Genomic DNA, 17,037 nt, shown 5'->3' with positions numbered 1-17,037 from the left:
CCAGGGAATGCAGCATCAGAGTACCGCAGATTTTTGCGTCTCAAAGTCAATAAACTGTGATCACAAATATTCGCGCGCCGGATGAGTGCTCTTGACGCAAAAAAAAACACCCCGTGGCAAAACCACGGGGTGTTTCTTTAACTTGGATCAGTTGAGCCTAGTTCAAGGTCCAGCGATAGCGGATCTTGATCTTATCGCCGTCCTGAATAGCACCATCAGCCGTTTGCGGTTTGGCGCGCGCATAACGCACCAGCAGCTTCACGGTTTGCTCACCAAACTTATAGCCCGCAGGCTTTTCGCTGATGACCGAACAGCCTGTAACCTTGCCGTTACCGGCCAGAGTACATTCGACCGTGGCTTCACCTTCGACTTCACCGTCAAGAGCGCGCGGTGGGTAGAAGTTGAGCGCAGCTTCACCCGAAGGATAGCTGGCCCATTCCGCTTTCACGTAACGCGGTCCGGCTGGGACCACGGGTGCAGGCGGTGGTGGCGGACCAGGAATGACTTGAGGAGGACCCTCATAGTCAACGCGGTCTTCCTTCTTGGTTGGCTCGATCCGGATAGGCTCCGGTGCCGGTACATCCGTCATAACCGGCTCACGAATCTGGAGCTTGGGTGGCGGCGGCGGCAGATCGGGCGGCGGAGGCGGAGGCGGCGGTGGCGGCGGTGGAGGTGGCAGAAGCTCCTCCAGCGTCGTATCTATCTTCTCATCCTCATAGTGGATTTCTTTGATCTCGAACTTCTCTTTGTAGATATAGTAACCGAGAGCAACGTGGAATACGGCGGCAACGCCAATACCAATCCAGATCGGGCCTTTGTTTTTATTCTCAGGCGGATCAAGAATAGGATCGCGGCGTCTGTGGGGGGTCTCTACCATAATGTCTGGGCCCTCCTTACTTGTTACCGTCTTCGCCGACCAGAGCCACACTGTAGAAACCACTGTCCTGCAATGCGTTCATGACTTCCATAAAGGTGCCGTAGCGAACCTTTTTGTCTGCACGAATAAAGATACGCTCTTCGTCGGGATTACGCTTACCGATCAGTCGCTTGAGGTCTGCCCCCATGCTATCAACCGATGTGGGACCGTCACCGATAAAGACATCGCCATCTTCCTGGATGGATATGTAAACCGGCTTAGGCGGGTTCTGTTGAGGTGGTGCGACGGCTGTTGGCATTTGAACCTCTACCGACACGGTGGCCATAGGCGCGGCCACCATGAAGATAATCAAAAGTACCAGCATGATATCGACGAACGGCGTAACGTTAATTTCGCTGTTCTGCTCGATTTGAAACTTCGAGCCGCCGCCACCTGATAGCTTGGCTCCCATCTAGATTACGCCCCTTTGTCGAGTTGACGCGACAGCGAGTTCATCAGTTCCGAAACAAATTGCTCCGAGCGGGTGCCGTAATTGGCGATCTGAGCGTTGAAGTAGTTGTAGAACACAACGGCCGGGATAGCGGCGACAAGGCCGATACCGGTAGCCAGAAGGGCTTCAGCGATACCCGGAGCCACAACGGCCAGGTTGGTGGTGTTCGAGTTAGCGATACCGATGAAGGAGTTCATGATACCGTAAACCGTACCGAACAGACCGACGAACGGACCGGTCGAACCGACCGATGCGAGGAAGATCTGACCACCCGACAGGCGCTTGGCCAGACCGGCTTGAACCGCGTTGATCGAAGATTCGGCGCGGTGCAGAGTCGATTCACGGTGTTCACCGGAGATCGACAGACCAGCAGATTTCGAAATCTGGACTTCTTCGGTGGCCACGGCGGCCATGTCGGCCAGCGGGTTACCGGCAAATTCGTCCGAAACCGAGATGCGGTTGATGTCGGCGATCGAGCGCGCGTCGCGGAAAGCTTCCAGATAGTTGTTGGTTGCCTTGTTCAGACCACCGAACTCAAGGAACTTGATAACCAGCAGGGTCCAGGAGACGATAGAAGCCAGCACCAGGCCGATCATGACAGCCTTAACGACCGGCACAGCTTCCATGAACATGGAAGATACGGTGATTTGACCGGAGTGACCGCCTTCGGCAGGTGCCGCTGCGTCGTCAGCCGGAGCCGCCGCTTCGACAGGCGCAGGGGCCGCCGCTTCAGCCGCTGGCGTTGCCGCAGCCGCCACGGCCAGGGTGGGAGCGCTCATCAGCAGTGCAGCCGCACCGAGCAGAGCAATGAGTGGGTTGTGTTTCTTGTGTTCGAGCATTTTTCGCCAATTCCTGAATTAGGACTGACCCGTTACGGGCTGACCAAGGACTAAAGGGGGAAGCGTTTACCCCGTGTTAAAACCTAAACTCCCCTCAAAAAAAGCCGGACCGTTTGGCCCGTCTTTGACTCTGTGAGGAATCTTTTTGTGTTACACCAACCCATACCGAGTTCTAAAACTGCTCTGTCAGGGTCTCATGCACACACAATGCAAAACCATTATGAACCATTAAGATACAAATGGCGATCACTTTGTTACTCTCAACAATGTGATTTGTGATTAAAAAAGCCGTGCCAGCGTTAAACGTCAAGGTGTTTAAATTGACTTTTTAAGGCATTTTCTCCCACATTCCACAGACTGCTGTATAAAGAAGTTATAAAAGATCAAATATGTCCGCAGCTTACCCCAATTGTGGCGAACGAAATTAATTCCAGTCGCGTTTGACTTTTTTTCGCAATGCCACTGTCACATGCACAATTACACACCCATAAAGAGAATCAATCAGCCCCGTTACCGCTAACGCGCGAGTTGGAGGCGGTGTAAAAGTGACACAAATGTGTTACAAATGAGCAACTTGCACACTATTGCGCTGCCTTCGTATGTGACGTGCGAATCTGCGCACCCTCGTCCGGTATGGCTCAGGCTCGAATGATCATGGACAGTACCCTGTATAGTTTGAGATTAAATACATTATAACTTTATAGCGATGCGCCATGCTGTCTGCACACAATCATTATACTGCCTGTCACACGCATCAGAGCGAAAATAAACTTAAGCAGAAGACCCAATTACGCTGTAGTACGCTCTTCGCCACATTAGGCTCAGTAACGCGGTTACCCCAGGCGTTACAAAAGCGTCAAACATGGCGGGTAAGCCAAAGACAAACTGTCATAAGGACATCGCCATGCGCCCGTTATATGCCACCCTCACCTCAATGATTGCCCTGATGACGGCTACGGCCCACGCCGAGCCCACACGTCAATGGCTGGCCGGGGATCACCATGTCCACAGTCGCTTTTCGGGTAAGGTCAAGGATGGCCAATATGTGCTGGGTACTGACGGCATCTATACCATCCCTAAAAACGCTGAGATGGCGCAAAAGTATGGGCTGAAATGGTTTGTCTCGACCGACCACGGCGGGCTTGGATTGTCGCAGCTACACTATGACCAGACCTGGCCAGAGGTCGTTGCGGCGCGCAAAGCCACACCGGAACTGATTATCTTTTACGGCATGGAGCTTGATACGCCGGGTGGCGATCATTCGTCGATCATCCTGCCGATCAATGGCGATGAGCGCGAACGCCTGCGCCGCCTGGAGCATGCTTACGCCAAGCATGAGGTTGATGATCCCGCCCGCGACACGACCGAAAACATGCTAAAGGCCCTGCGCGACATGGACGGTCTCACCCCCAAGCCGCTGGTGTTCGCTCACCACCCGTCGCGCTCAGCCAAGGGCATTGGGGATTATCACGGCCACACACCGTGGGAGTTGCGGGCATGGCATGACATGGCCCCCAGCGTCGCCGTCGGCATGGAAGGCGCGCCCGGTCATCAGGGCACTTCGCTGAAAGTCACTGAGAACCTGCGCAAGCGCGGCTATTACGTCAATTCACCCACTTACGGCGGCTTTGATATTATGACGGCCAAGGTCGGCGGGATCTGGGATTCGTTCCTTGGCGAAGGCCGCCGGTTCTGGATCACCGCAACGTCCGATTCTCATCGCAATGTCGAAGACGGCGGCGAAGATTTTTGGCCCGGTCAGTACACCAAGACCTATGTCTTAGCTGCATTCGATCAGGCCGATATTATGGAGGGGCTGCGACAAGGGCGGATTTTTGTGGCGACCGGTGACCTGATCAGCGAACTGGATATGGATATCGCGGGTGCCCACATCGGCGGCACAGCGACCGTCAAGGCCGGACAGATAGTTACGCTTACCGTCCGGCTGCGCGATCCGTCAGGCCCCAATGCCAATGGTGACCGGCCGGACCTTAAACGCGTCGATGTCATCATGGGCGATATCACCGGTAAGGCTGATGTTAAGACCGACAACAACCCGACCACGCGCGTGGTCAAACGCTTTACTGCTGCCGACTGGGCGCGCGACGGTGAGATCATCAACTTCAACTATTCATTCAAAGCTGAACGCGACGGCTATGTCCGCCTGCGTGGCACCGCGACCGATGAGCTGGAACCATTGCCCGATCCGCTGGGCGAAAACCCGTGGCCGGATCTGTGGTTTTATTCCAACCCAGTGTTTGTTGAGGTGAAATAGCCCCCCCCTCCGTCTGCTCGCTACGCTTCACAGCCACCCGCACCGGCGGCCCGGTCCCCCGGCACGCCGGGGGATATACATAATAAAACACCCCCGAAGCCTGAACTTCGGGGGTGTTTCTTTCTTATATTTATCCCACCCCAAAATATTTTGGCCAACGGCCAATAACTTTGCGGTGAGTTCAATTAAAACGTCATGCTGACGCCGACAAATACCGTCTTGCCGGATGTGGTGGTGTTCCACAGACGCTTGGCGCCTTGCTGGCCAAAGCCATTATAGAAGCTGTTGACCTGCTCCTCACGCTCATCGGTCAGGTTAACCCCATCCACCGTCAGACGGATGCGTGGTGTGACCTGCCAGAAGGCCGCCGCATCGACATAGGTGGTCGAATTAAAACCGCCGCCATCAATGGTGTAGTCCGAGCGGAAGTTCTCGGAGATACGCGCCCCCCAGGTCGAGGTTTCGTAATAGATCGTCAGGTTATGGTTGACGTCTGACATGCCAGTGAGCGGTGTGTCGGTTTTGTTAACCTCTGATTTAACGAAGGTCATGTTGGCGATGGCACCAAAGTTGTCAAATGGTGCTGGTAGGAAGAAGAAGTCCGTCTGAGCATTGAGTTCCAGACCGCTAAGTTTCACGTCGTTGAGGTTGATTGGGCGCGAATACTCGTTAACGGTCGTCGAACCCACGACACCCGCCACCAGATTTTCCGGCAAGCCGGTGGAGGCATAGCTGACATTTCTTTCCATGCGGGTAACGACAAAGCCGTTGATCTTCTTGTGGAAGACACCGGCGGTCAGCATGCCAACCCGGCCAAAGTACCACTCACCCGACAGGTCAAACTCATCCGAGGTATAGGGATCAAGGTTCGGATTACCGGCCGAGACCTTCACATAGCCGTTTTCTTCGCTGACCGAACCTTGCATGGCATAGGCCGTCAGGCCCGGACGGTTGAGGTTTTGCGAAACCGCAGTACGGATCTGGAAGCTGTCAGAAAGTTCCAATACGGCGTTGAAGGACGGCAGGAAGCCGGAATACTTCTTTTGCACCTGTACCGCTGTCACGACAGCCGGTAAGGATGCCGACGGTTTTACGCTCATGAAACCGTCAGACGTCAGTTCGGTTTCATAGGCGCGCACGCCGACATTGCCGCGCATGTGCTTACCCAAAACGTCGCCGTTCCAGTCCATCTGACCGTATGCCGCCGTGGTGTCTTCCTTGACCGTATAGTTCGACGGCTTTTGCAGGGCGACAGTGCGGGTTATGCCGTAATGGCCCAGCGCCTTATCCCAGTCAACGATGATCCAGTCCTGATCGTCGTGCTTATCGAAGACGATGGCATAGGCATTGACCTTATCGTCCGGCCCGGTGCCCCAGGTGCCTTTTTCCCACTCGGTCTTCTTGACGTCGTCATTGGTGTACTGGCTTCCGGTGTTCGAGAAGCTGCGGTACGATACGCCGCCTTTGTAGGTCAGGTACTCATTCTGAGCAAATGTCGCGTTGAGTTCGGCATTTTCCAGCTCGGTCGTCTGATAGGTCGCGGAAAAATCGATTTCGTGGGCGCGGTAATTGTTGGCGTCGGCCGTATCCCATTTATAGGTATTGTGCGCGTCCGAGGTGCCCCAATATTCGGTAATGATGCCGCCGAACGCTTCGGTGTAGAACTTGTCCGAGATCGGCAGGTCGTAATCCGAGGTTTCCTTACCGATATGACCGTCGATCGTCAGTTGATCCGATACCTGCCACTGACCGGTCAGAACGACTTGGTTGAAGGTGTTCTCGGCTTCCTGACGGCGAGTTTCGGTCGCAAACACGGTGTAGGCCGCATCAACATAGTTGACTGAGTTATATTGATCATAGCGGATCGAATTCAGCGACGGCGCCGGAGCGATCTGGTTGCCGGAGTGCGGGGTGGCGACGCCGAGGATCGACGACGAGCCCAGCGACGCGCGGGTCGCCAGATGGTTTTCGCTGCGGTTGTTGGTGAACTTACCATATAGCGCATCCAGCGTCAGGGTCAGGTTTTCAACCGGACGCCACTGGAACGCCGACGTGATGCCGAGGCGCTCTTGTTCCGAGCCCCAAACCGACAAACGGTTGCCGCGCTGGAAAATCAGCTCACCATTCATGGCCTTGGCCTGATCGGCCGCGCTGAGGTTGGTCACGTTATTAGCTGGCGCCTTGATGGTGGCGGCGCCATAGGTATTATAGCCCTGCTCTTCGGTGTCGCGCTTACCGTAGGCGACCGATATCAGCGCGCCAAATTTGTTGTCCCAGTTATAGGAGAACTGAGCGGCGGAACGCGGCTGAAAATCCTTAGTGGCCGAGTTGGTGCCGCCCTGGAACGAGGCCGCGCCCTTAAAACCGGTGCCATAATCAAACGGCTTGGCGGTATAAAGACCGACGGTGCCGGCCATGCCGCCTTCGTCCTGCTCCGCCGAGAACGACTTGCGCACCTCAACCTTTTTGAACAGGTCGGAGGCGAACAGGTTAAAGTCGAAGGCCCGGTCGCGTGACGTTTGACCACGGCTATCCATCGGCGAGTCAACATTGCCCAGCACTTCCATGCCGTTCAGTTGCACGCGGGTGAAATCTGGCCCCAGACCGCGCAAAGACACCCGACGACCTTCGCCGCCTTCACGGTTGATCGCCACACCCGGCAGACGTTGCAGCGATTCCGCCAGGTTCAGATCCGGGAACTTGGCCATGTCTTCGGCGACGATGGTTTCCGAAGTGATATTGGCGGTCTTCTTGGCCTGACGGGCCGCGCCCATCGACTTACGGAAGCCGCGCACGACCACTTCCTGAACATCGCTGTCATTAGTTTGGACGGCGGTTTCAGACGCTTCCTGAGCGTTAGCAGCACCGCTGAGAAGCGACAGCGCCAGCACACCAAAGGCGGCACTCGTCAGCAGGGTGGCATTGGATTTCGACATAAAAAGCTCCATTGAGCCGCCGTCATGGGAGGTTCGGCGGGATGGAGCGCGCAATATGGCTTAATTGTGAACGGAATTTTGCGAATTTGTAGCAGTTATATGAATTACGATTTTACCCAATGATATCGCTGTCAGATTTGCGCAATTGTCATGTAACCGTGGTACGGCGGACACATACCAATTTGCACACAGCACGAGTTGAACCATGCGCCACACCTTCATAACACTGTTCTCTGCCTGCCTTGCCGCATCAGCGATAGCGCAGGATTTAGAACCTTCCGCTACGTCAGGCTTGCGCATGAACGACCTGCAAGCGATTGGTACGCACAACAGCTATAAGATCGCCATACCACCGGCAGAGTTGACCATAATTGCCACACGCTCCGAAGCCGCCGCACTGTCGCTGGATTACAGCCATCTGCCGCTAAAGGATCAGCTTGATCTGGGGATGCGCCAGCTTGAAATTGACGTGCTTTATGATCCCGACGGCGGGCGATATAGCCGCCCCGTCCTGCCGCAATTGAGTGGCGTCGCCTATGACGCGACCGGCATGGACAGACCCGGCTACAAGGTGCTGCATATGCCGGACGCTGATGTCCGCAGCCAGTGCGCGACCTTTGTTTGGTGCCTGCAGCAGGTCAAAGACTGGTCGGAGGCGCATCCCAATCATGTGCCGATCCTGATCATGATGAACGCCAAGGATGGCAAATCAACTGTTGATGGCGGCACCGATGCGTTTGATTACGACGCCAAGGCCTTTGACGCGCTCGACGGTGAAATCCGCTCGGTGTTTGGGCCGGACAAACTGATTACGCCGGATATGGTGCGCGGCAATCACAAGACCCTTCGCGACGGCGTATTGGCTGGCGGTTGGCCGACACTGGAGACGGCGCGCGGCAAGGTTTTTTTTGCCCTAGACGAAGGCCCGGCCAAGGTCGCGATCTATATGCGTGGCCACTCATCGCTGGAGGGCTTGCCGGTGTTTGTCAACTCCGTTAGCGAAAGCGCCGATCACGCCGCCTATTTCACGATGAACGATCCGGTAAAACAGTTAGACCGGATTCAGGCCGCCGTTAGATCCGGCTTTATCGTCCGCACCCGCGCTGACGCTGAAACGATTGAGGCCCGCACCAATGATCTCAGCCGGTTTGAGGCGGCGCTTAAATCCGGCGCACACTATATCTCGACCGACTATCCGACCCCGCGGCTTGAGTTCAGTCCTTATAAGGTCGCTCTACCAGATGGTGCCGCCGCCCGCGCAAATCCGGCACGCTAGCGCATGCCAAAAAGTGTGAAGCGGTTTTTGGAATCAAATGCGCGCCCTTTAAAGTGCCCTAGTGAGCCGCTGCGCCCAGAGGTCAACACCGGTGGGATCGCTGATCAGATCCTGCCGGATTTCGATCATGATCGCCTCTATGCCCCGGTCATCACCGTGGATGGGAACGCCATAGTCCTCGTCGCGGCTGGTCTGGTACGGCACATTGGCCCCCAGCATCAGCCCGGGTTCACGCAGACGTTCCAGCACTGCCTCACCGTAGGTTTGCGACTTATCGAACAGAACACCGCCATGCCATTGGCGCACCTCACCGTGATAGACCGGCGTGAAGCTATGGATGCTGACGATACGGGTGGGCAGCCCCCTAGTCTTCCGCGCATTCAGATGAGCGGTGACCCGATCATGAAACGGCGTAAACATCGTCTCGACCCGATGGGCGCGCTCAATCTCATCAATATTGATATTGCCGGGAATGTCGGTGGCTTCGGAGCGCGTGACGATGCTGTTTGGGCTCTCCAGCGGCCGGTTCAGATCGATCAGCAGCCGCGAATAACCGCCCAGAAACGCCACCGCTCCTAATGCATCCGACAGCCTGCGCGTGACCTCCGCCGCCCCGATATCCCAGGCGATATGGCGCTGAAGTTCGGTCTGCGGCAGCCCCAAACCGTTATAGCGCTCAGGGATATGGTTTGAGGCATGCTCACACAACAGCACAATCTCGCTGGCGTCGCCCTCCCCCCAAATCTCTACCGCATCCACCTCAGTCACGCATAGTCCGCCTCTTCGGTAACCACCTCAAACCGGCTTAACACCCCCGGCCCGAACTGGGTGGAAATCGCGACATCGGTGGCATCACGCCCGATAGCCATCAGGATACGCCCCACGCGCGGTTTATTATGTCGGGCATCGGCGGTGTACCAGTGCCCGCCCAGAAAGACCTCAAACCAGCCGGAAAAATCCATCGGTGACGAGCTATGCTCAACCTTGATATCCCCCAGATATCCGGTGCAGTAGCGTGCCGGAATATTCAGGCACCGGCACAGGGTCAGGGCCAGATGGGCAAAGTCACGGCACACCCCGACCTTTTGCTGATAGCCATCAAAGGCGCTGCGGGTCTTATCAGCCAACTGATAGTCAAAACGAATGTGGTTATGCACGAAATCGAGCACCGCTTTTACCCGCGGCCAACCGGGTGCGGTGTGCCCAAACAGGCTCCAGGCAATGTCCCCCAACTTATCGGTCTCACAGTAACGCGATCCCAGCAGATAGAGCAAAACCTCATCCGGAAGGTCGCGCACTTCGTGTTGGATCGCATCCACCGGCACATAGTCAGGCCGGCCCGTATCGTGGATGATGAACTCGGTCGATACGGTCATCGACCCGGCGGGGGCCGTTACCCGTGTACAGACATTGCCGAAGCTGTCGAGATAATCCCACGTCTCGACCGCCGGCGAAAACACCACCGTCTGCGGTGTCAGCAGGTCGGCCCGCCGCGACGGGTGGATATTGAGGCACAGCAGCATGGGCGTCGGCTGCGGGCACTCATAGGTAAGCTCATAACCGGCCTTGATTCTCATGGTGACCTTTCAGATGGAGGTGTCAGATTCGGCGCTGTCACTCAGCGTTGTCACATTAACCTGAACGTCCATACCTAAAAAGTCCATGCGGGTTCCGGTATGTGTGCCCCATAAAGGTATAGCTTGCCGCGGCGTACGGGTAACACCGATGCGAATCAGGTCGCGATTACCGATAATGCCATTGGTCGGATCAAACTCGACCCACCCCGCCCCCGGCAGATAGACCTGCACCCAGGCATGGGTCGCCCCGCCCCCCAGCAGTTCCGCGCCATCACGCGTCGGCACGTAGATGTAACCCGTGACAAACCGTGCCGCAAACCCCAGCGACCGGACTGCCTCCATCATCAGCAGCGCATAGTCCCGGCAGGTGCCACTTAAACTATAGAGCGTCATTTCCGGCGTCTGGGTGCCGGGATTGGTGCGCCGGGCATATTTGAACTCATCATGAATGGCGTGGGTCATCGCCTCCAGAAGCCGTGCCGTATCGGTTGGGCCGTTCGGATTGATGAACTTGCGCGCCCAGGCCTCAGTCATGCCGCCGTCGCTATATTGGCGCTGCATCGACGGCATCAGGTCGGGCAGGTCTTCCTCGTCATATTCAAACGGCCATTGCCGCGCGGCCTCCTCTGTGCGGTAGTGCAGGCCCAGCAAAGGCGTATGCTCCAGCACCACCGTCGTTTCAAAGCGCAGGTGATCCGCCGCCTCTCCAAAGCGCGCCACGGCGATCGAGTTGTTGAAAGCATCATGAATCCAGAACAGGTCGCTCGGCACCGGTGAAATGCTTAAAGCCGAGGATATCAGGCGGTGATCATGGCTGATACGTGGCCGGAACATCAGCCGATGCTCACCAAAACCAACCGGACGGCGGTAATTATACTGGGTGATATGATGCACCCGAAGCAGGGTCATGGTGCGCCTCCTTTATGTGTGAGCCGCACTATACACTCCCGCGTCCTCAGCGGTAACGATAAAGCCTGACCTTCTGGATTGAGAAGCGATCCGGCGGCAGGCGCAAATGGCGGCCCTGATGGGTCTGGTCGCCGTTCAGCCAGCGCCCGTCTTTCCAGACACCGTTCTCATAAGTGCCCTCGATCGCTTGCTCGATGCCGATACGGTAGCCGGAACCGGCCTCAGCATCCGCAAAGGTCAGGATTACACCCGATCCGGCCACCAGAAATTCATCGCCCCCAAGGTGAATGATCAACCCGCCGTGGGCGGCGATGTCCTGTTTGTCCTTCGGCGTCCACGGATCAATCATAGTGGCTTTGACACTGTAGCCGCCCAGATCGAAGGTGCGCGGCGTCTCATCAACCACGCCCTTGATGTCTACCGCCGCCTTGAAACCGCGCATCTTGCCCTTGCCCTGATGGGCCACCATAACCGGCGTCAGTTGATGCAACACGCTATAGGCCTGCGTCAGACGGTTGGTTTCAGGGTTGGGCAGATCCTCGATCGAGAACGGCGAAAAGCCCATAGCGTCGTGTTCGCCAAAAACGTAAAAGGCATTGCCGCCCGCCTCGGATTTCCCCGCCTGATTGGCTTCGGGCACGAATAGCGGATTGTCATGGCGCTTGAACTTATCGGCCCAACCGACAAAATCCGGCCAGTAGCTATCGATAGCCAGCACGTCAATCTCGGGCCCCGCCGCCTTCCACACATCAAACAGGTGCGGCAGAGGCCCGGCACTGGGATATTCGCCCGGCTTTTTATCGGGATGATTAAGGGCAGCATTGACATACATCGGCAGCGGATAGGCCGCCTTACCGGCCTTGGTCAGCTCATTGGCAAAGGTCGCATAGCCCCAGGCCTGAAACACTTCCTGACCTTCGATGCCAGAGCCGAAAACCTGCGCCCACGTACCCGACGTGCGATTGCCATTTGCCGCCCACAGGTCGCGCAGGAACGGATTGAGGCGCGCCTTATTGGCCGACATATATGTGATCAGTTGAGCGGGCACGGCTTTGCGATACGCGGCCTCGGCTTGCGGGCTATAGTCGCGCACGGTCGGCAACATGCCGATCTCATTTTCGACCTGCACCATAATGACGGTGCGGTCTGTATCGGTTGTTTTCAGATGCCCCAGCAGGGCGGCAAACGCAGCCTTATCCGCCGCCAGCGTGTCCGGATCATGGGCGCTTAAAATTTCCTGCGCTAAGCCCTTGTCATCCTCGGCCCGGTCATAGGTCTTGTAGTCGCGCTTCACGTAAGGTGGCACATAGGTCGACATGGAATTTTTCCATGCCCCGAACCACAGGATAACGATCTTGATATTCTGCTCGCGAGCCTGAGCGATCATTGCATCGACGACCTTGAAATCGTAGCGGCCTTTTTCAGGTTCAACCTGATCCCACTCGACCGGCGCCAGTATGGTGTTGACGCCAATGGCTTTCAGGGTTGGCCAGTGGGTTTTCAGATGCTCAGGGTCTGAGGCCGTCGAATTGCCCAGTTCGCCACCGATCATCAGAAATGGCTTATTATCGACCATAAGCTGGGTCGCCGTGCCCTGCGTTTTCAGATGCGGCACCTCCGCCGCCATGACCGGCCCGCTAAGCGCCATCAGGCTTGCGGCCATAAACCAGTACAGTGATTTTCTATAAGATGGTGTCATTGGCAATGTCCCTGTTGTTGCCGCTGACTTGTCATACCAGTTGCGGCTTTTTGTCAGACCTTTGTATTAGGTTAGCGCTACCATCGCAACTCTAAAACGATATGCATCGTGATTTTGCCCCAGCCTTAACCAAACCCATGGATTTCTTATCGGTCGTCAGGCACACTCGTAAAAAGCGAATCGTACTACTGAATAGAACCTGCAAAGGGAACAACATGATCCGCGCTCTGCCGCTTAGATACTGGCTGTTCGGGGCCGCCGCCCTTGCAATCGTGGCGGTGTGGGCGATGATGCCGGCGCAGGCCCACCATGGCTGGTCATGGGCCGAAGCCGAACAAAGCCGCCTGAGTGGCAAGGTTGAAAAGATCTCTATGGCCCCGCCGCATCCGGTTTTACACGTTAAAGCGGCCGATGGCGTCCTATGGCAGATCGACCTTGGCAATCCGACCCAGACCGAGCGTTCGGGCTTTACCGGCACCACCGCCAAGGTCGGCGATGACATCAGTATTCTGGGCAACCGCTCGCTCGATAAGGACAAGATGCACATGAAGGCCGTGCGCATCACGCTTGGCGACAAAAACTATGACATGTACCCGGAACGCCTTAAGGCCAATTAGGGATGGATGAGGCCGTCTGGTTCGGGGCTGTGTGGTTGCGGATGTCCTCCACCGCCTATCTGCTGGTCAATGCCAGCCATATTTTGGGCATAGGCCTGATTATTGGGGCCATACTGCCGCTGAGCCTTATGGGGCCATTTCTGTCACGCTGCGCCCTGACAGGGATGGTCTTGGCGGTTGTAACCGGACTATGGCTGTTTTCGGTGGCCCCCAAAGACTATCTGACCAATCAGGCCTTTCTGGTGAAAGCCGGTTTATTGGCAGTCGCGATCCTCAATATAGGCTTTCAGCACTTCAATCCGGCCTTTCAACGCGCGCTCAGAGGCGGGCCATTAACGTCAGGCGTCAAATTATCCGCCATTGCGTCCTTCATCCTGTGGTTATCGGTGCTGGTTGCCGGACGGTGGATCGGCTTCATTTAGAGCTCAGCCTGAAAAGGCTTAGGTTTACTCCACCCAATCAGCCTTCATCCGGCGCGAGGCCGCAAAGAACAAACCGGCGGCAATGACATAGAACGACAACCCGATCAGAAACGCGTATTTCATCGAGTCATCCCCATATTGCGGGCGCAGATGATCGGACATAAAGCCGAAAAACCAGGTGCCGACCGCAATGCCGATCAGGTTGTTGATCAGCAAAAACAGCGACGACATCATGGTGCGTGACGGGCCGGGCCCCAGATGCTGAACCGCCGTGATCACCGGCCCCATCCACACCAGCCCCAGAGCCTGCGGGATCAGCAGCATCACAAACACGACCGCGGGGGCTTGCGCATTGACGCCCACCGCATAGAGCGGCACGCAGATCAAAAGCGCCACCGCCGGTATCAGCGGATAGGCCGCCCGCGACTTTTGCCCCAAACGATCGCCCAACACCCCGCCCAGCGTCATCCCCGCCATACCGCCGATCAGCAGCAGTGCCGCCAGAAACCACGACCGTGTGCCTAAATCCATCTCAAGTGAGCGCGACAAAAAGGTCGGCAGCCAATACATAAAACCGTAGCCGGTCATGGAGGTGAAGGCTGCCCCCAGCGACAGCAGCCAGAACCCCGGTTTTCCGGTCGCCAGCCTTGCGGTCGCCAGAAATCCCATTGGTTTCTCAGCCGTAACCGCCCCATCCATCCCGCCTCTGGGGGGATCTTTGACCAGCAGTCGAAATATCGGCGCGAACAGCACGCCGATCAGGCCCACGACCACAAACGCAAAACGCCAGTCGACCTGCTGGGCCAAAAGACCGCCAAACAGCACCCCTGCCGCGGAGCCAATAGGGATACCAAACGCGAAAATCGCCAGTGCCCTCGCGCGCTGTTTAGGCGGGAAATAATCGGAAATTAAGCTATAGGCCGGGGCCACGCCGCCCGCTTCGCCGACCCCTACCCCCATGCGTGCCAGAAACAACTGGCTGAAATTACCGGCTAATCCACATAACGCCGTAAACCCCGACCACAGCGCCAAGGCCCCGGTCATGATCCACACCCGCGAGAAACGATCGGCCAGCCACGCCACCGGCACCGCCAGAGTGGTATATAATAATGCGAACGCCAGGCCGCCCATCAACCCCAGTTGGGTATCGCTAAGATTCAGCTCTTCGGCAATCGGGTCTTTGAGGATGCTGATGATCTGCCGGTCCAGAAAGTTGAGCGCATAGACGACCACCAGCAAAGCCAGCGCCACATAGCGACCTTTTGGCGGTGTGGGTTCGGTCATAACCGCTCTCCAAAGCAAACGGCCCACGCTTTTGACGTGGGCCGCGCATCTTTTAGGTTAAACGCCGCTACTGATCAATACTGCGTTTAAACGTCTCAGGCAGGAACAACAGCCCGATGATAACCGTGCCGACCGCCACCACGATGGGATACCACAGGCCGTAATAGATATTGCCCGTCGCCGCCACCATCGCAAAGGCCGTGGTCGGCAGGAAACCACCGAACCAGCCATTGCCGATATGATAGGGCAGCGACATGGAGGTATAGCGGATCTTGGACGGAAACAACTCAACCAGTAACGCCGCAATCGGCCCGTAAACCATGGTCACCAGAAACACGAGGTAGAACAGTATGCCCACCACCAGCGGCTTATTCATCTGGCTCGTATCGGCCTTGGCCGGATAGCCCGCCGCCGTCAACGCACCTTTCAGATCGGCCTGATAAGTGGCGATGGCGGCCTTTTTAGCGTCGCCGCTAAGGAACGCCGGATCAGGGGCCGTAAAGGTCTGATCACCGACCTTTACGCTGGCGATCGTGCCCGCCGGGGCCTCGATATTGGTGTAGTTGATGCCGCTTTTGGCCAGATAGGTCTTGGCAATATCGCAGCTTTTGGCATCGAACTTATTCTTGCCGACCGGATCGAACTGGAAGGAACAGTCGTCCTTATGGGCCGTGACCGTGACCGGAGCACTGACCTGTGCCGCCGCCAGCGCCGGATTGGCCGCATCGGTCAGCAGCTTAAAGGTCGGAAAATAGGTTGCCGCCGCCAGCGCACAACCAAACAGGATGATCGGTTTACGCCCGATCTTGTCCGACAGCCAGCCAAAGAACACGAAGAACGGCGTGGCCAGAGCCAGCGAAATGGCAATCAGAATATTGGCTGTCGCCCCGTCAACCATCAGCGTTTTCTCTAAGAAAAACAACGCATAGAACTGACCGGTGTACCAGACCACCCCTTGGCCCGCGACCGCACCCAGTAGGGCGATGATCACCCACTTCATATTGCCCCATTTGCCAAACGCTTCCGCCAGCGGTGCTTTCGAGGTCTTGCCCTCGTCCTTCATCTTTTGAAAGACCGGGCTCTCATTGAGCTGCATCCGAATCCACAACGACACCATCAGCAACAGGATGGACACGATGAACGGCAGACGCCAGCCCCAGTCTTTGAACGCCTCTTCGCCAATGACGGTGCGCGTGCCGATAACCACCAGAAGTGCGGCAAACAGGCCCATGGTCGCCGTCGTCTGAATCCAGGAGGTATAAAGCCCGCGCTTATTGTTGGGCGCATGTTCCGCCACATAGGTCGCCGCCCCGCCGTATTCACCGCCCAGCGCCAGCCCCTGAATCAGTCGCAAGCCCACCAGAATAATGGGTGCCGCCACGCCAATCGTCGCATAGGATGGCAGCAAACCAACCGCAAAGGTCGACAGCCCCATCAGGCCCATGGTCACCAGAAAGGTGTTCTTGCGCCCCACAAGGTCACCGATACGCCCGAACACCAGCGCCCCGAACGGCCGCACGGCAAAGCCAGCCGCAAACGCCGCCAATGCAAAGATAAAGCCGGTCGTTTCATTGACGCCCGAAAAGAACTGAACGGAAATATAGGTGGCCAGCAGGCCATAAAGGTAAAAATCGTACCATTCAAACACCGTCCCCAACGACGATGCGGCGATCACCAGTTTTTCGTTCTGGGTCGCTTTATGGTGCTTAGGCGCACTTTCCCCTTGGGTTGCCATGCAATCTGTACTCCCTGATGTGGCATTTTCTTATTGCGCGCAGGTTTGACCGACTATTGGGATTGGTCAAGCCCTTGTATCGCCTACGGGAAACTTTATTG

14 protein-coding genes are annotated in these 17,037 nt (G+C 56.6%); 4 read left to right on the top strand and 10 right to left on the bottom strand.

Annotated features, from left to right (window positions below; translation table 11 throughout):
• Window positions 1-157: 157 nt before the first annotated feature.
• From IE102_RS15050 to exbB, 3 genes are read right to left on the bottom strand one after another with little or no spacing between them, the layout of a single operon-like run.
• A complete protein-coding gene (locus IE102_RS15050; protein ID WP_189488162.1) occupies window positions 158-877 on the bottom strand; it encodes an energy transducer TonB family protein in 720 nt (239 codons plus the stop codon).
• A gap of 16 nt (window positions 878-893) precedes the next feature.
• Complete coding sequence (locus tag IE102_RS15045; RefSeq protein WP_189488160.1) at window positions 894-1,328, bottom strand: biopolymer transporter ExbD; 435 nt, start codon at window positions 1,326-1,328, stop codon at window positions 894-896.
• A gap of 5 nt (window positions 1,329-1,333) precedes the next feature.
• Window positions 1,334-2,206 (bottom strand): tonB-system energizer ExbB, encoded by an 873-nt coding sequence (exbB, locus tag IE102_RS15040; RefSeq protein ID WP_189488158.1) that lies wholly within the window; start codon window positions 2,204-2,206, stop codon window positions 1,334-1,336.
• A gap of 904 nt (window positions 2,207-3,110) precedes the next feature.
• Between exbB and IE102_RS15035 the strand changes: the two genes are divergently transcribed.
• Complete coding sequence (locus IE102_RS15035; protein ID WP_189488156.1) at window positions 3,111-4,481, top strand: CehA/McbA family metallohydrolase domain-containing protein; 1,371 nt, start codon at window positions 3,111-3,113, stop codon at window positions 4,479-4,481.
• Window positions 4,482-4,666: 185 nt separating this feature from the next.
• Here the strand turns inward: IE102_RS15035 and IE102_RS15030 are convergent, their stop codons facing one another.
• On the bottom strand, window positions 4,667-7,417 hold the full coding sequence (locus IE102_RS15030) for a TonB-dependent receptor (protein ID WP_189488154.1): 2,751 nt from the start codon (window positions 7,415-7,417) through the stop codon (window positions 4,667-4,669).
• 298 nt (window positions 7,418-7,715) lie between these two features.
• Between IE102_RS15030 and IE102_RS15025 the strand changes: the two genes are divergently transcribed.
• Complete coding sequence (locus IE102_RS15025) at window positions 7,716-8,693, top strand: phosphatidylinositol-specific phospholipase C1-like protein (RefSeq protein ID WP_229807796.1); 978 nt, start codon at window positions 7,716-7,718, stop codon at window positions 8,691-8,693.
• 48 nt (window positions 8,694-8,741) lie between these two features.
• On the opposite strand, the gene IE102_RS15020 is transcribed toward IE102_RS15025, so the two are convergent.
• Genes IE102_RS15020 through IE102_RS15005 form a run of 4 tightly spaced genes read right to left on the bottom strand, consistent with a single transcriptional unit; the run spans window position 8,742 to window position 12,878 of the window.
• Window positions 8,742-9,461: an N-formylglutamate amidohydrolase gene (locus tag IE102_RS15020; RefSeq protein ID WP_189488150.1), complete on the bottom strand. Its 720-nt coding sequence runs from the start codon at window positions 9,459-9,461 to the stop codon at window positions 8,742-8,744.
• Window positions 9,458-10,270, bottom strand: a complete 813-nt coding sequence (locus tag IE102_RS15015) for a transglutaminase-like domain-containing protein (protein ID WP_189488148.1) — start codon at window positions 10,268-10,270, stop codon at window positions 9,458-9,460. The genes IE102_RS15020 and IE102_RS15015 overlap by 4 nt, the downstream gene beginning before the upstream one ends.
• A 9-nt stretch (window positions 10,271-10,279) precedes the next feature.
• Window positions 10,280-11,179 carry a transglutaminase family protein gene (locus IE102_RS15010; protein ID WP_189488146.1) on the bottom strand — a complete coding sequence of 300 codons (900 nt, stop codon included), beginning with the start codon at window positions 11,177-11,179 and terminating at the stop codon, window positions 10,280-10,282.
• 46 nt (window positions 11,180-11,225) lie between these two features.
• Window positions 11,226-12,878: a GH35 family beta-galactosidase gene (locus tag IE102_RS15005; protein ID WP_229807795.1), complete on the bottom strand. Its 1,653-nt coding sequence runs from the start codon at window positions 12,876-12,878 to the stop codon at window positions 11,226-11,228.
• A gap of 215 nt (window positions 12,879-13,093) precedes the next feature.
• On the opposite strand from IE102_RS15005, the gene IE102_RS15000 reads away from it, so the two are divergent.
• Both IE102_RS15000 and IE102_RS14995 read left to right on the top strand, forming a co-directional pair.
• Window positions 13,094-13,495, top strand: a complete 402-nt coding sequence (locus tag IE102_RS15000; protein ID WP_189488144.1) for a DUF6152 family protein — start codon at window positions 13,094-13,096, stop codon at window positions 13,493-13,495.
• Window positions 13,496-13,497: 2 nt separating this feature from the next.
• On the top strand, window positions 13,498-13,917 hold the full coding sequence (locus IE102_RS14995) for a DUF6644 family protein (RefSeq protein ID WP_189488142.1): 420 nt from the start codon (window positions 13,498-13,500) through the stop codon (window positions 13,915-13,917).
• Window positions 13,918-13,941: 24 nt separating this feature from the next.
• Here the strand turns inward: IE102_RS14995 and IE102_RS14990 are convergent, their stop codons facing one another.
• Together IE102_RS14990 and IE102_RS14985 are read right to left on the bottom strand one after the other, a co-directional pair.
• Window positions 13,942-15,201 carry a spinster family MFS transporter gene (locus IE102_RS14990; protein WP_189488140.1) on the bottom strand — a complete coding sequence of 420 codons (1,260 nt, stop codon included), beginning with the start codon at window positions 15,199-15,201 and terminating at the stop codon, window positions 13,942-13,944.
• A 67-nt stretch (window positions 15,202-15,268) separates the two neighbouring features.
• The gene (locus IE102_RS14985) at window positions 15,269-16,936 is read right to left on the bottom strand and encodes an MFS transporter (protein WP_189488138.1); all 1,668 of its coding nucleotides are present in this window, start codon (window positions 16,934-16,936) and stop codon (window positions 15,269-15,271) included.
• Window positions 16,937-17,037: the final 101 nt, after the last annotated feature.

Source organism: Asticcacaulis endophyticus, from assembly GCF_014652575.1.
Taxonomy (GTDB): domain Bacteria; phylum Pseudomonadota; class Alphaproteobacteria; order Caulobacterales; family Caulobacteraceae; genus Asticcacaulis; species Asticcacaulis endophyticus.
The sequence above is the reverse complement of the archived record's forward strand: the minus strand, read 5'-3'. Positions and strand labels throughout refer to the sequence as shown.